Origin of the sequence: Enterobacter sp. 148H3 (assembly GCF_034107425.1) — a bacterium.
GTDB lineage: Bacteria > Pseudomonadota > Gammaproteobacteria > Enterobacterales > Enterobacteriaceae > Enterobacter > Enterobacter vonholyi.
Genome location: NZ_JAWNEI010000004.1, coordinates 322,490 through 336,040, shown reverse-complemented (window position 1 = coordinate 336,040; position 13,551 = coordinate 322,490). Strand labels below are relative to the sequence as shown.

14 protein-coding genes are annotated in these 13,551 nt (G+C 61.3%); 8 read left to right on the top strand and 6 right to left on the bottom strand.

Annotated elements, in window-relative coordinates; genetic code table 11:
* Window positions 1-13: 13 nt before the first annotated feature.
* From fepC to fepD, 3 genes are read right to left on the bottom strand one after another with little or no spacing between them, the layout of a single operon-like run.
* Window positions 14-808, bottom strand: coding sequence for an iron-enterobactin ABC transporter ATP-binding protein (fepC, locus tag USH94_RS08290; protein WP_111964431.1), 795 nt, complete (start codon window positions 806-808; stop codon window positions 14-16).
* Window positions 805-1,794: an iron-enterobactin ABC transporter permease gene (fepG, locus tag USH94_RS08285; RefSeq protein WP_111964476.1), complete on the bottom strand. Its 990-nt coding sequence runs from the start codon at window positions 1,792-1,794 to the stop codon at window positions 805-807. Before fepG ends, fepC begins: the two co-directional genes overlap by 4 nt.
* Window positions 1,794-2,798 carry a Fe(3+)-siderophore ABC transporter permease gene (gene fepD, locus USH94_RS08280; protein ID WP_111964430.1) on the bottom strand — a complete coding sequence of 335 codons (1,005 nt, stop codon included), beginning with the start codon at window positions 2,796-2,798 and terminating at the stop codon, window positions 1,794-1,796. Before fepD ends, fepG begins: the two co-directional genes overlap by 1 nt.
* Before the next feature lie 108 nt (window positions 2,799-2,906).
* Here fepD and entS point away from each other — a divergent pair, with 108 nt between their 5' ends.
* Window positions 2,907-4,154 carry an enterobactin transporter EntS gene (gene entS / locus USH94_RS08275; RefSeq protein WP_111964429.1) on the top strand — a complete coding sequence of 416 codons (1,248 nt, stop codon included), beginning with the start codon at window positions 2,907-2,909 and terminating at the stop codon, window positions 4,152-4,154.
* Between the two features lie 46 nt (window positions 4,155-4,200).
* Here entS and fepB read toward each other — a convergent pair whose 3' ends face one another.
* Complete coding sequence (gene fepB, locus USH94_RS08270; protein WP_111964428.1) at window positions 4,201-5,160, bottom strand: Fe2+-enterobactin ABC transporter substrate-binding protein; 960 nt, start codon at window positions 5,158-5,160, stop codon at window positions 4,201-4,203.
* 188 nt (window positions 5,161-5,348) lie between these two features.
* Between fepB and entC the strand changes: the two genes are divergently transcribed.
* The 7 genes from entC to USH94_RS08235 all read left to right on the top strand — a co-directional run bounded on the left by entC (window position 5,349) and on the right by USH94_RS08235 (window position 12,735).
* Window positions 5,349-6,524 (top strand): isochorismate synthase EntC, encoded by a 1,176-nt coding sequence (entC, locus tag USH94_RS08265; protein WP_111964427.1) that lies wholly within the window; start codon window positions 5,349-5,351, stop codon window positions 6,522-6,524.
* Window positions 6,525-6,533: 9 nt separating this feature from the next.
* Window positions 6,534-8,144, top strand: coding sequence for a (2,3-dihydroxybenzoyl)adenylate synthase EntE (gene entE, locus USH94_RS08260; protein WP_111964426.1), 1,611 nt, complete (start codon window positions 6,534-6,536; stop codon window positions 8,142-8,144).
* Window positions 8,145-8,154: 10 nt separating this feature from the next.
* Window positions 8,155-9,009: an isochorismatase gene (locus USH94_RS08255; protein WP_111964425.1), complete on the top strand. Its 855-nt coding sequence runs from the start codon at window positions 8,155-8,157 to the stop codon at window positions 9,007-9,009.
* Complete coding sequence (gene entA, locus USH94_RS08250) at window positions 9,009-9,764, top strand: 2,3-dihydro-2,3-dihydroxybenzoate dehydrogenase EntA (RefSeq protein ID WP_111964424.1); 756 nt, start codon at window positions 9,009-9,011, stop codon at window positions 9,762-9,764. Before USH94_RS08255 ends, entA begins: the two co-directional genes overlap by 1 nt.
* Window positions 9,765-10,178, top strand: a complete 414-nt coding sequence (gene entH / locus USH94_RS08245) for a proofreading thioesterase EntH (RefSeq protein ID WP_111964423.1) — start codon at window positions 9,765-9,767, stop codon at window positions 10,176-10,178.
* Between the two features lie 149 nt (window positions 10,179-10,327).
* Entirely contained in the window at window positions 10,328-12,433 is a 2,106-nt protein-coding gene (gene cstA, locus USH94_RS08240) for a pyruvate/proton symporter CstA (RefSeq protein ID WP_111964422.1), read from the top strand.
* Between the two features lie 104 nt (window positions 12,434-12,537).
* Window positions 12,538-12,735 carry a YbdD/YjiX family protein gene (locus USH94_RS08235; protein ID WP_006809671.1) on the top strand — a complete coding sequence of 66 codons (198 nt, stop codon included), beginning with the start codon at window positions 12,538-12,540 and terminating at the stop codon, window positions 12,733-12,735.
* Here the strand turns inward: USH94_RS08235 and USH94_RS08230 are convergent.
* Together USH94_RS08230 and USH94_RS08225 are read right to left on the bottom strand one after the other, a co-directional pair.
* On the bottom strand, window positions 12,732-13,136 hold the full coding sequence (locus tag USH94_RS08230) for a helix-turn-helix domain-containing protein (protein WP_111964421.1): 405 nt from the start codon (window positions 13,134-13,136) through the stop codon (window positions 12,732-12,734). The genes USH94_RS08235 and USH94_RS08230 overlap by 4 nt on opposite strands.
* Window positions 13,117-13,413, bottom strand: coding sequence for a type II toxin-antitoxin system RelE family toxin (locus tag USH94_RS08225; RefSeq protein WP_111964475.1), 297 nt, complete (start codon window positions 13,411-13,413; stop codon window positions 13,117-13,119). Before USH94_RS08225 ends, USH94_RS08230 begins: the two co-directional genes overlap by 20 nt.
* Window positions 13,414-13,551: the final 138 nt, after the last annotated feature.

Here is a 13,551-nt window from a genome sequence, read left to right as displayed (position 1 = left end):
CGCCACCCGGCTATTACCGCCGACCTAACGGCACCACCAGCGGCGTACCCGCCACCGGATCGTCGATTATCATGCAGCGCATGCCGTAGATCCGCTCTATAAGCTCCTGCGTGACAATCTCTTTCGGCGCACCCTGGGCCACAATCTCACCGTCCCGCAAGGCAATCAGGTGCGTGGCGTAGCGGCATGCCTGGTTTAAATCGTGCAGTACCGCTGCCAGGGTGTACCCCTGCGTGCGGTTCAGCTCGCTCAGCAGCTCCAGCAGGTCAATCTGGTGGCTGATGTCCAGCCACGTTGTCGGCTCGTCCAGCAGCATGATCGACGTCTCCTGCGCCAGCACCATCGCAATCCACGCCCGTTGACGCTGGCCGCCGGAGAGGGTGTCCACGCTCTGCCGGGCGAGATCGGCGATCCCCGTCGCCTGCATCGCGCGGTTCACCGCCTCGTCATCCTCTTTACGCCAGCGGGTAAACAGCGGCTGGTGCGGGTAGCGCCCGCGAGAGACCAGCTCCTGCACCGTGATGTCCCCCGGCGTGGTGGCGTTTTGGGCCAGCAGCCCGATGCGGCGTGCCACCTCTTTGCTGGCGAAGCGCTGGATCTGCTCCCCGTCGAGGAAGACGCTGCCTTCCACCGGCGTCATCAGGCGGCTCAGCGTGCGCAGCAGGGTAGATTTGCCGCAGCCGTTCGGGCCGATAATTGCCGTGAAGTGGCCGTCCGGAATGGCAACGGTTAAGTCTCGGGCAATGATTTTTTTGCCGTAGCCGAGGGTGAGATGTTCGCCGCGCAAGCGGGTGGTTGTATCTGTCATTTCTTGCGTGACTCCTGAACGAGCAAGACGATGAGGTAAATCCCGCCGAGGCTGACGGTCACTACGCCCACCGGCAGTTGATAAGGCATAAACAGCTGCTGGGCGCAGAGATCGGCGGCCAGCAGCAGCAGCGCGCCGCACAGCGCTGCCTGGGTTAATCCCCAGCGCGCCGTCCCGCTAAGACGTCGCGCGATATGCGGTGCCACGAGGGCGATAAACGAGATTGGCCCGGCGATCGCCGTAGAGGCTGCGGTCAGCAGTACGGCGACCAGCATCAGCATCAGGCGCGAGCGCTCGACGCTCACGCCCAGCGCGCAGGCGCTGTCGTCGCCCATCTCCAGCAGCCGCATGCGGCGAACCAGCAGCAGCGCGCCGATAAACATCAGCACAAGCAGCGGCGCGGCGGGCCAGGTTTTGCCCCACGTCAGGCCGTTAAGGGAACCTGCGTACCACAGCCCGGCGGAAAGCGCCGTTTCCAGCGAGGCCTGCAGCAGCAGCCAGGTATTGAAGGCCATCAGCATCGCACGTACGCCGATACCGATAATGATCAGCCGGAAGGTATCGATGCCGTTGCGCCAGGCCAGCAGCCAGATAACCAGCGACGTCAGAATGCCGCCCGCCATTGCCGTAAAGGTGATGGCCGTCAGGTGCTGGCCGAACAGCACCATCGCCACCAGCACGCCGCTCCAGGCCCCGGTGTTGAGGCCCATCACGTCCGGGCTGCCGAGCGGGTTGCGCATCAGCGACTGGAATATCGCACCGCTGACGCCGAGCGCCGCACCTACCAGAATCGCCATCGCCACGCGCGGCAGGCGCCATTCGGTGACAACCATGGTGATATTGCGCGGCGCGCTGCCGAGCAGGGCGTTAAGCACCTGAGAAAAATCGAGCGTCACCGCGCCGCTGCGCAGGCTCCAGACCGCCAGCAGCAGAATGAGGATACTTAGCAGCGAGACGCTGGTGAGTAAACGACGGGACGGGGCCATCATGCGCCACCTCCGCGTCTACGACGAACCAGGAAGATCAGCACCGGCGCGCCGATAAAGGCGCTGACCACCGAGACGCGCAGCTCGCCCGGCACCAGCAGGCGACCCAGCACGTCGGCAAACAGCAGCAGCGCAGGAGTAGCCAGCAGCGTGACCGGCAGCGACCAGCGGTGATCCGTCCCCACCAGCCAGCGCGCCATGTGCGGCATCATCAGGCCGATAAAGGCAATCGGACCGACCACGGCGGTCGCGCTGCCGCACAGGACGGTGATGGCAAGCAGGCCAATCAGCTGCGTGCGCGCCACGCGGTTGCCTAGAGCGGTAGCGGTGTCGCTGCCGAGGCTCAGGCTGTTCAGCGCCCGGCTTAAAAACAGCGCCACGGCGGCAGCAATAATGACCGGGAACGCCACCACTTTCAGGGTTTCAAGGGTGCGGATATCCAGCGAGCCGGCCTGCCAGAAGCGCAGTTGGTCGTAGACGTCCGGGTTGAGCAGGGCGATGCCGTTAGATAAGCCTTCCAGCACCGCCGCGAGCGCCACGCCCGCCAGCGTCAGGCGTACCGGACTCAGCTGGCCGCCGCCCTGGCTGCCGGTAAATGCCACTAGCAGCGAGGCGGCCAGCGCGCCGCAGAAAGCCATCGCCAGCTGTTCAGAGGGAGAAGTAAACCCAAACAACGCCGCGCCGAGGACGATGGCAAAACTGGCGCCAGAGTTAACGCCGAGAATACCGGGGTCCGCCAGCGGATTGCGGGTGAGGGTTTGCATCAGGGCGCCGGCAAGGCCGAGTGCACCACCGGCCAGCAGCCCGGCAAGGGTGCGGGGCAGGCGAGCGTCGAGCACGATAGTGCAGTCAGCGCTTTGGCAGGTGCCAGTAAGTGCATCAACGATGACGGACGCGGGAAGCGGCTTCGCGCCGATCAGCAGGCTGAGTGCAGTCGCAAGGATCAACAGCAGCAATAAAACGGGCACGGCAATGGCGCGCACCGAAGAAGAGGAAAACGACATAGCAACATCCATGATTTGATAATGATAGTGATTATCGTTATCTATCTTATTTGGCTATGTTAGCATGTGCGCCCATGGAATGGGTAGAATTACACTCAAGGCTTTGTCATGAATCAAAAATCCTGGCTGCTTAACCTCAGCCTGCTCAAAACGCACCCGGCCTATCGCGCCGTTTTTATCGCTCGCTTTATCTCCATTTTGTCCCTCGGCCTGCTCGGCGTGGCCGTGCCGGTCCAGATCCAGACCATGACGCACTCCAGCTGGCTGGTGGGATTATCGGTTACCTTAACCGGCGGGGCGATGTTTATCGGCCTGATGGTTGGCGGCGTGCTGGCGGACCGCTACGAGCGCAAGAAGCTGATCCTGCTGGCGCGCGGCACCTGCGGCGTGGGCTTTATCGGGCTGTGTCTGAACGCCATGCTGCCAGAGCCGTCGCTGATCGCCATTTATGCCCTGGGGCTGTGGGACGGCTTTTTCGCCTCGCTGGGCGTGACGGCGCTGCTGGCGGCCACGCCCGCGCTGGTCGGGCGAGAAAATCTGATGCAGGCGGGGGCGATCACCATGCTCACCGTGCGCCTCGGCTCGGTGATTTCACCGATGGTGGGCGGCCTGCTGCTGGCGACCGGCAACGTGGCGTGGAACTACGGGCTGGCGGCGGCAGGGACCTTTATCACCACGCTGACGCTGCTGCGCCTGCCGCTGCTGCCGCCTCCGCCGCAGCCGCGCGAGCATCCCCTGAAATCGCTGATGGCCGCGATTCGTTTCCTGTTCAGCAACCCGCTGATTGGCGGCATTGCGCTGCTCGGCGGCCTGCTGACCATGGCGAGCGCCGTGCGCGTGCTGTATCCGGCATTAGCGGGAGAGTGGCAGATGAGCGCCTCGGAGATTGGCATTCTCTACGCGGCCATTCCGCTCGGCGCGGCGTGCGGGGCGCTGACCAGCGGCAACCTGGCGCAGAGCGCGCGTCCGGGGCTGATTATGCTGCTTGCCTCTCTGGCGTCGTTTATCGCCATCGGCTTCTTTAGCCTGATGCCGGCGTGGGCGCTCGGGGTGTTGTGCCTGGTGATTTTCGGCTGGCTGAGCGCCATCAGTTCGCTGCTGCAGTACACCCTGATCCAGACCCAGACGCCGGAAGGGATGCTCGGGCGCATCAACGGCCTGTGGACGGCGCAGAACGTCACGGGCGATGCGATTGGCGCGGCGATCCTCGGCGGGCTGGGGGCGATAATGACCCCGGCGGCGTCGGCGAGCAGCAGCGGGTTTGCGTTAGCGATGGTTGGCGTGATTTTGTTAGTGGCGTTGGTGAAATTGCGGCGGTTCAGGCAGGAGGTTGTGTTGAACGACGGTGTGGCCTGATGCCCTCACCCTGGCCCTCTCCCACAGGGAGAGGGTGGGAAAATGCCTACTTAAACAATGTATTCAATCTGTCTAACACCAGCATCGCGCTGTAATAATCCAGGCGGAACGTCTCGGTTCCCAATGCCCAAACCCGTTTGTTTTTCACCGACGGCAGATGCGCCAGCAGCGGGTTGGCGTAAATCGCATCCACATCTTTCTGGTCGCCGGCAAACACGAACAGCCCTTCGCCGTTCAGTCCCGTTGCCAGGTTTTCACCGCCCAGCTGGATAATATCGTGCCGTTTTCCCTGGCTTTTAGAGGTGTGCAGCCCGGCGGGCAGGTCCGCCAGCGTAAAGCCCAGCTGGTGCAGCAGCTTGCCCTGCGCTGATTCCGCGGTCCACAGGTTGGCGCTGTGCGCGGCGGCGGTGTAGACGATGGCGTTCACCGGCTGCGGCGGCAGTTTCATCTGCTGTTTCACCTGCGCGAGCTGTTTATCAAACGCGGCAATGCGCTCTTCGGCCTGTTTTTCCTGCCCGGTGATGGTGCCCAGTTGCGTCAGCAGTGCCTGCCAGCTCTTGTCGTCGTAGTTGATGATAAGCGTCGGCGCAATGGCGGAGAGCTGATCGTACAGTGCCAGCGCGGAATCACCGCCGGTGGCGCTGATCAAAATCAGATCCGGCATTTGTGCGGCGACCGCTTCGGCGCTCGGTTCGCCAATATACATCCGCGCAACCTGACGCTGTTTCGCAATATCGCCCCACTGGCGCAAAAAGCCCTGCGCATCGGCCACGCGGTTGTTCGGCGTGGTCGCGCCGCTGGCGACGACCGGGGCGTCAATCGCCAGCAGGGAGCCGGTTAAGGTCACGCTGGTAGAGACAATGCGCGTCGGTTTGCTCTCTAGCGTGTGAACGCCGCGGCTGTCAGTCACCTGACGCGGCCAGTCGGCGGCAGCGGCTGAGGTAAGTCCTAAAACAAAAAGTGCCAATAAAAGCAGGGGATTACGGAAAACGGCAGGGGATTTCACAGCGCGGGATCCTGTTTTTGTTGAAGATAATGCTTCTCATTTTCATGGTTACAGCATCTGGATGCAAGCTTTTGTCGCACAAGTTATTTGTCCGACGGTTGACAGCGAAGCGATGTGGGATTAGGTTAGCCGACGAAAATATAAATGATAATCATTATTGCTTCTTTTATCATTTTAAGGAGGATGATATGGATACGTCCCTGGCTGAGGAAGTTCAGCACGCCGCAACCACGCTGGAATCAGACCGTTTTTTCTTTATGTCGCCTTACCGCAGCTTTACCACGTCCGGCTGCTTTGCCCGCTTCAGTGAACCCGCAGTTGGCGGTGACGATCCGGCGGGTCGCTTCCAGCAAAAATTAGCCCAGGCCTTCCTGAATGCGAAAGCCAGCGGTATCGCTCATCCGGTGATGGTAGGGGCTATCCCGTTCGATACCCGCAAGCCGTCCTCTCTGTTTATTCCGCAACGCTGGCAGACCTTTTCCCGTCCGGCACGTCAGCAGTCCGCACGCTATTTTTCCGGCGCGCAGGCGCTGAAGGTGGCACAACGCACCGAGATCCCGCCGCAGCCCGTTTTCGAAGAGATGGTGGCTCGCGCCGCGTCGCTCACCGCCACACCGCAGGTGAACAAGGTGGTGCTGTCGCGCCTGATTGATATCGCGACCGACAAAAACATGGACAGCGGCGCCCTGATGGAGCGCCTGATCGCCCAGAACCCGGCGAGCTTCAACTTTCACGTGCCGCTGGAAGACGGCGGCGTGCTCCTCGGCGCCAGCCCTGAACTGCTGCTGCGCAAAGAGGGCGCGCACTTTAGTTCGCTGCCGCTGGCAGGCTCGGCGCGTCGTCAGCCCGATGATGTATTAGATCGCGAAGCGGGCAATAAGCTGCTGGCCTCTGAAAAGGATCGCCACGAGCACGATTTGGTGACCCAGGCGATGAAGGCCATTCTGGCACCGCGCAGCCATCATCTCACCATGCCTGATTCTCCTCAGTTGATTACCACGCCGACGCTGTGGCATCTGGCGACGCCGGTTGAAGGTGACGCGCGTGAAAACGAAAACGCCCTGACCCTGGCCTGCCTTCTGCACCCGACCCCGGCGCTGAGCGGTTTCCCGCATCAGGCGGCGAAAGAACTGATCGCCGAGCTTGAGCCGTTCGACCGCGAGCTGTTCGGCGGCATCGTCGGCTGGTGCGACAGCGAAGGCAACGGCGAGTGGGTGGTGACCATCCGCTGCGCGCGCCTTCGTGAAAATACCGTTCGTCTGTTTGCCGGCGCGGGCATTGTGCCTGCCTCCTCGCCGGTGGGCGAGTGGCGCGAGACGGGCGTGAAGCTCTCTACCATGCTCAACGTATTTGGTTTGCACTAAGGAAGACTCATGACCATTCCCTTTACCCGCTGGCCTGAGGCATTTGCCCGCCGCTACCGTGAAAAAGGCTACTGGCAGGATCTGCCGTTGACCCACATCCTGACGGATCGCGCGGACAGCGATGCCGTGGCGATAATTGACGGCGAGCGGCACATCACCTACCGTGCGTTTAATCAGGCGGTGAACAACCTGGCCTCAGCCCTTCAGAGGCGTGGGCTGCATCGCGGCGAGACCGCGCTGGTGCAGCTCGGCAACGTGGCCGAGTTCTACATCACCTTCTTCGCGCTGCTGCAAATCGGCGTAGCGCCGGTCAACGCGCTCATTAGCCACCAGCGCAGCGAGCTGAACGCCTACGCCGCGCAGATCAACCCCGCCGTGCTGATCGCCGATCGCGACCATGCGCTGTTTGCGGGCGATGACTTCCTCAACGCTTTCGTGGATGAACACCGTTCGGTACGCGTCGTGCTCCTGCGCGGCGATAAGGGTGAACATGCCCTGGAAGCGGCGATGGCCCGTCCCGCGGACAACTTCATCCCGAACCCGACGCCCGCCGACGAAGTGGCCTTCTTCCAGCTCTCCGGCGGCAGCACCGGCACGCCGAAGCTGATCCCGCGGACGCACAACGACTATGACTACAGCATTCGCCGCAGCAACGAGATCTGCGGCATTACCGCCGAAACCCGATATCTGAACGCGCTGCCCGCGGCGCACAACTACGCCATGAGCTCGCCGGGGTCGCTAGGCGTCTTTACCGCGGGCGGCTGCGTGGTGCTGGCGAACGATCCGAGCGCCACGCTCTGCTTCCCGCTGATCGAACGGCATCAGATTAACGTCACCTCGCTGGTGCCCCCGGCGGTCAGCCTCTGGCTGCAGGCGATTGCCGACGGCGCGGGCAACGCGCAGCTCAACTCCCTGAAGCTGCTGCAGGTGGGGGGCGCGCGCCTCTCCGCCACGCTCGCGGCGCGCATTCCGCTTGAAATCGGCTGCCAGCTTCAGCAGGTGTTCGGCATGGCGGAAGGGCTGGTGAACTACACCGCGCTAGACGACGCGCCGGAACGCATCATCAACACCCAGGGCCGCCCGATGTGCCCGGACGACGAAGTGTGGGTGGCCGACGAGCACGGCAACCCGCTGCCGCGCGGGGAAGTCGGACGCCTGATGACGCGGGGTCCGTATACCTTCCGCGGCTATTTCAACAGTCCGGAACACAATGCCAGCGCCTTCGACGCCGACGGCTTTTACTGCTCCGGGGATCTGATCGCCATTGACGAGCAGGGCTACATCACCGTGCAGGGTCGTGAGAAAGATCAGATCAACCGCGGCGGGGAGAAGATCGCAGCCGAAGAGATTGAAAACCTGCTGCTGCGCCATGAGTCGGTGATCCACGCCGCGCTGGTGAGCATGGAGGACAGTCTGCTGGGCGAGAAGAGCTGCGCGTATCTGGTGGTGAAACAGCCCCTGCGCGCGGTCGAGGTGCGTCGCTTCCTGCGCGAGCAGGGCGTTGCCGAATTCAAGCTGCCGGACCGCGTGGAGAGCGTGGATGCGCTCCCGCTGACGCCGGTCGGCAAAGTCGATAAGAAACAGTTGCGCCTGTGGCTTGCTGAACGCGCCCGGGGCTGAGGAACAGAGTATGGCCATCCCTAAATTAACCGCTTACGCGCTGCCAACCGCCGCAGAGTTGCCGACCAACAAGGTGAACTGGGCGTTTGAACCGGAGCGCGCCGCGCTGTTGATCCACGATATGCAGGAGTACTTCCTGAACTTCTGGGGCGAAAATAGCGCGATGATGCAGCAGGTAGTAGCGAACATCGCTAAACTGCGCGCGTACTGCAAAGAACACAATATCCCGGTTTACTACACCGCGCAGCCAAAAGAGCAGAGCGATGAAGACCGCGCCCTGCTGAACGACATGTGGGGGCCGGGCCTGACCCGCTCGCCGGAGCAGCAGCGCATCGTCGCTGAGCTGACCCCGGACGAAGCGGACACGGTGCTGGTGAAGTGGCGCTACAGCGCGTTTCACCGCTCGCCCCTGGAGCAGATGCTGAAAGAGACGGACCGCAACCAGCTGCTGATTACCGGCGTGTACGCTCACATCGGCTGCATGACCACCGCCACCGACGCCTTTATGCGCGACATTAAGCCGTTCTTTATTGCCGACGCGCTGGCGGATTTCACCCGTGACGAGCACCTGATGTCCCTGAACTACGTGGCCGGACGTTCTGGCCGCGTGGTGATGACCGACGAGCTGCTGCCGTCCGTTCCAGCCTCGAAAACCGCGCTGCGCGAGCTGATCCTTCCGCTGCTGGACGAGTCCGACGAGCCGATGGATGACGAAAACCTGATCGACTACGGCCTGGATTCAGTGCGCATGATGGCGCTGGCCGCCCGCTGGCGCAAAGTGCACGGCGATATCGACTTCGTGATGCTGGCAAAAAATCCCACTCTCGACGCCTGGTGGGCGCTGCTTTCCCGCGAGGTGAAGTAATGGCGGGATTCGATTTTACCGGCAAAACAGTCTGGGTGACGGGCGCGGGGAAGGGGATTGGCTACGCGACTGCACTGGCGTTTGCCGAAGCAGGCGCGCAGGTGACCGGATTCGATCTGGCCTTCCCGCAGGATGATTATCCGTTTGCCACCGAAACGCTGGACGTGGCGGATGCCGCACAGGTACATGAGGTGTGCGGGCGCGCGCTGGCTTCGCTCGAACGGCTGGACGTGCTGGTCAACGCCGCGGGCATTCTGCGCATGGGAGCGACGGACCAGCTCTCGCAGGATGACTGGCAGCATACCTTCGCGGTCAACGTCGGCGGCGCGTTCAACCTTTTCCAGCAGACGATGGGCCAGTTTCGCCGCCAGCAGGGCGGGGCGATAGTCACCGTGGCGTCCGACGCGGCGCACACGCCGCGCATCGGCATGAGCGCCTACGGCGCATCGAAAGCAGCGCTGAAAAGCCTGTCCCTGACCGTCGGGCTGGAGCTGGCGGGCAGCGGCGTGCGCTGTAATCTGGTGTCGCCGGGCTCAACGGATACCGATATGCAGCGCACCCTGTGGAAAAGCGACGACGCGGAGCAGCAGCGCATCCGCGGCTTCGGCGAGCAGTTTAAGCTCGGCATTCCGCTGGGCAAAATTGCCCGCCCGCAGGAGATAGCTGCGACCGTGCTGTTCCTTGCCTCCGATGCCGCCAGCCACATCACCCTGCAGGATATCGTGGTGGACGGCGGCTCCACGCTGGGGGCGTAAATGATCTGGAAACGTCATTTATCGCTTGAGGAACTGAACGCCACCAGCGTGAATACCCTGGTGGCGAACCTGGGCATCGTCTATACCCGCCTCGGGGACGACACGCTGGAAGCGGAGATGCCGGTGGATGCGCGAACCCATCAGCCGTTTGGCCTGCTCCACGGCGGGGCCTCGGCGGCGCTGGCGGAAACGCTCGGCTCAATGGCCGGATTTCTGATGACCCGCGACGGGCAGAGCGTGGTGGGAACGGAGCTGAACGCCACGCATCATCGGGCGGTATCCCACAGCACGGTTCGCGGCGTGTGTCAGCCGCTGCATCTTGGGCGTTCAAGCCAGAGCTGGGAGATTGTGGTCTTCGACGAGCAGGGGCGGCGGTGCTGCACCTGCCGGTTAAGTACGATGGTGCTGGGCTAGCCCAGGCAGATCAAAGTGATCGGCTTAACACTGTGGTGTAAATCTCTGGTTTGACCACGCATTATTGCGTTTCAAAGTTGTTAAATTTTTCCGGTTGTTCTAGAAACAAAATGTAACATCTCACTGTTTCACAACAACGGACAACAACTATGAACAACTCAGGGAAATACCTTACATGGGCAGGGCTCTCCGTTGTGGGAGCCTTTGCCCTGGGCTATATCGCCCTCAACCGGGGGGAACAGATCAATGCGCTCTGGATCGTCGTCGCCTCGGTCTGCGTTTACCTGATCGCCTATCGTTTTTATGGCCGCTATATCGCGAAGAACGTCCTGGGCGTTGACGCAACGCGCATGACGCCTGCCGTTCGCCATAACGACGGTCTGGACTACGTGCCGACCGATAAGAAAGTGCTGTTCGGTCACCATTTTGCGGCGATTGCCGGGGCAGGCCCGCTGGTGGGGCCGGTGCTGGCGGCGCAAATGGGCTACCTGCCGGGGATGATCTGGATCCTGGCGGGCGTGGTGCTGGCAGGCGCGGTGCAGGACTTTATGGTGCTGTTCGTCTCCACCCGCCGCGACGGACGTTCGCTGGGTGAGCTGGTGAAAGAGGAGATGGGCGCGACCGCCGGGGTGATTGCGCTGGTGGCGACCTTTATGATCATGGTCATCATCCTCGCGGTGCTGGCGATGATCGTGGTGAAAGCGCTGACCCACAGCCCTTGGGGAACGTATACCGTTGCCTTCACCATTCCGCTGGCGCTGTTTATGGGGATCTATATCCGCTACCTGCGTCCGGGCCGCATTGGTGAAGTGTCGGTGATTGGCCTGGTGTTGCTCGTGTTCGCCATTATCTCCGGCGGCTGGGTGGCGGAAAGCCCGACCTGGGCGCCTTTCTTCGACTTTACCGGCGTACAGCTGACCTGGATGCTGGTGGGCTACGGCTTTGTGGCGGCGGTGCTGCCAGTATGGTTGCTGCTGGCCCCGCGTGACTACCTCTCTACCTTCCTGAAAATCGGCACTATCGTCGGGCTGGCGATCGGTATTCTGATTATGCGCCCAACGCTGACCATGCCGGCGTTAACCAAATTCATCGACGGTACCGGCCCGGTCTGGACCGGCAATCTCTTCCCGTTCCTGTTTATCACTATCGCCTGCGGTGCGGTGTCGGGCTTCCACGCTCTGATTGCCTCCGGTACCACGCCGAAGATGCTGGCGAATGAAAATCAGGCCTGCCTGATCGGCTACGGCGGTATGCTGATGGAGTCCTTCGTGGCCATTATGGCGCTGGTCTCCGCCTGCATTATCGACCCGGGCGTGTATTTCGCAATGAACAGCCCGATGGCGGTCCTGGCCCCGGCCGGCACCGTTGACGTGGTAGCGTCTGCCGCGCAGGTGGTGAGCGGCTGGGGCTTTGCGATCACCCCTGATACGTTGACGAGCATCGCCAGCGAAGTGGGCGAGCAGTCGATTATCTCCCGTGCAGGCGGCGCGCCGACGCTGGCGGTCGGCATGGCGTATATTCTTCACGGCGCGCTGGGCGGGCTGATGGATGTGTCGTTCTGGTATCACTTCGCCATCCTGTTTGAAGCGCTGTTTATCCTGACGGCGGTGGATGCGGGAACCCGTGCGGCGCGCTTTATGCTGCAGGATCTGCTGGGCGTCATCTCCCCGAACCTGAAGCGGACCGATTCGCTCCCGGCTAACCTACTGGCGACGGCGCTGTGCGTGCTGGCGTGGGGGTATTTCCTGCATCAGGGCGTGGTCGATCCGCTGGGTGGGATTAACACCCTGTGGCCGCTGTTCGGTATCGCCAACCAGATGCTGGCGGGCATGGCGCTGATGCTCTGCGCGGTGGTGCTGTTCAAGATGAAGCGCCAGCGTTACGCCTGGGTGGCGCTGGTGCCAACCGCGTGGCTGCTTATCTGTACCCTGACGGCGGGCTGGCAGAAAGCCTTCAGCCCGGATAATAAGGTGGGCTTCCTGGCGATTGCCAACAAGTTCCAGGCGATGATCGACAGCGGCAAGATCCCGGCACAGTACACCGAATCGCAGCTGTCGCAGCTGGTGTTTAACAACCGTCTGGATGCCGGGCTGACCATCTTCTTTATGGTGGTGGTCGTGGTGCTGGCGTTGTATTCTCTCAGGACCGCGCTGGCGGCGTTGAAAAATGATAAGCCAACGGCGAAAGAGACGCCGTACGAGCCAATGCCTGAAAACCTGGAAGAGATTGTGACCCAGGCGAAAGGGGCGCATTAACCTTTGTGCCGGGTGGCGGCTTCGCCTTACCCGGCCTACATTTCTTATCCGGCCTCTCCCTTTGGGAGAGGGGCGGGGTGAGGGAAACAAACGAGAAATGACCTATGTTCGACACTCTATCCAAAGCAGGTAAGTACCTGGGCCAGGCCGCAAAAATGATGATTGGCGTGCCGGACTACGACAACTACGTCGAGCATATGCGCGTCAACCATCCGGACCAGACGCCCATGACCTACGAAGAATTTTTCCGTGACCGCCAGGATGCCCGCTACGGCGGCAAGGGCGGAGCGAAGTGCTGTTAACCCTCTTTCGGTAAATAGAGGCTGATCTGCTCCTGCTTACAGCCGTAGATCGCCGCCAGCTTTTTGCGGGTGCGCTTTTGCGGACGGGAGTCCAGCGCTTCCAGCTGTGACACGGCGGACTGGCTGATGCCGAGTTTCTCCGCCACCTCCTGCTGGGATAGCCCGCGCAGGATACGCCACGCGGCCTGCAGGCTGACGTTCTCGTTATGCATGACGTCGCATACTTCACCAGGTAATCCTACGTCATCATAACAATCGTGTTCGACTTCAATATCCTCTAGATCATCATCGGTTTCGTCGTCAATTTCTGCCATCTTTAAGCACATACGAAAGTATTCATCATAGGGAATAACGACGTACTGCGCTTTTCCGTCATCGTCCTTAATTAGCTGAACAGCCATAGGGGGCTTTCTCCTCGTGAAGGTGGGTCGTTGATGTTCTGCGCTTGACGGCCAAAACAAAACAATGGTTATCGGGATCGTCCCGAAGTGTAATCAGAATGCGGTAATCGCCAACGCGTAGCCGAAAATGATTTTCTGTTGCCGATTTTTTTTTGATATCGGGCCGGGGAGCTGAGCGATCGCCCAGCTCAGCAAGTTTTGCTTTGATTCTTCGCTGATATCGGCCATCGATTTTGGAAAACTCTTTCTTTGCATTCTTTGACCAGACAATCTTCATCCGTACCTCCACTGTACGCCCACACAAAATATAAGGAAATAATAAGGCTATTAGATAAATTCCGAATTTCTTATGGGGTACTGTAGAGCGGAGAAAAAATACAGGTAAGAGGCAAAACGCAAACCGTCGAGGCGGCTC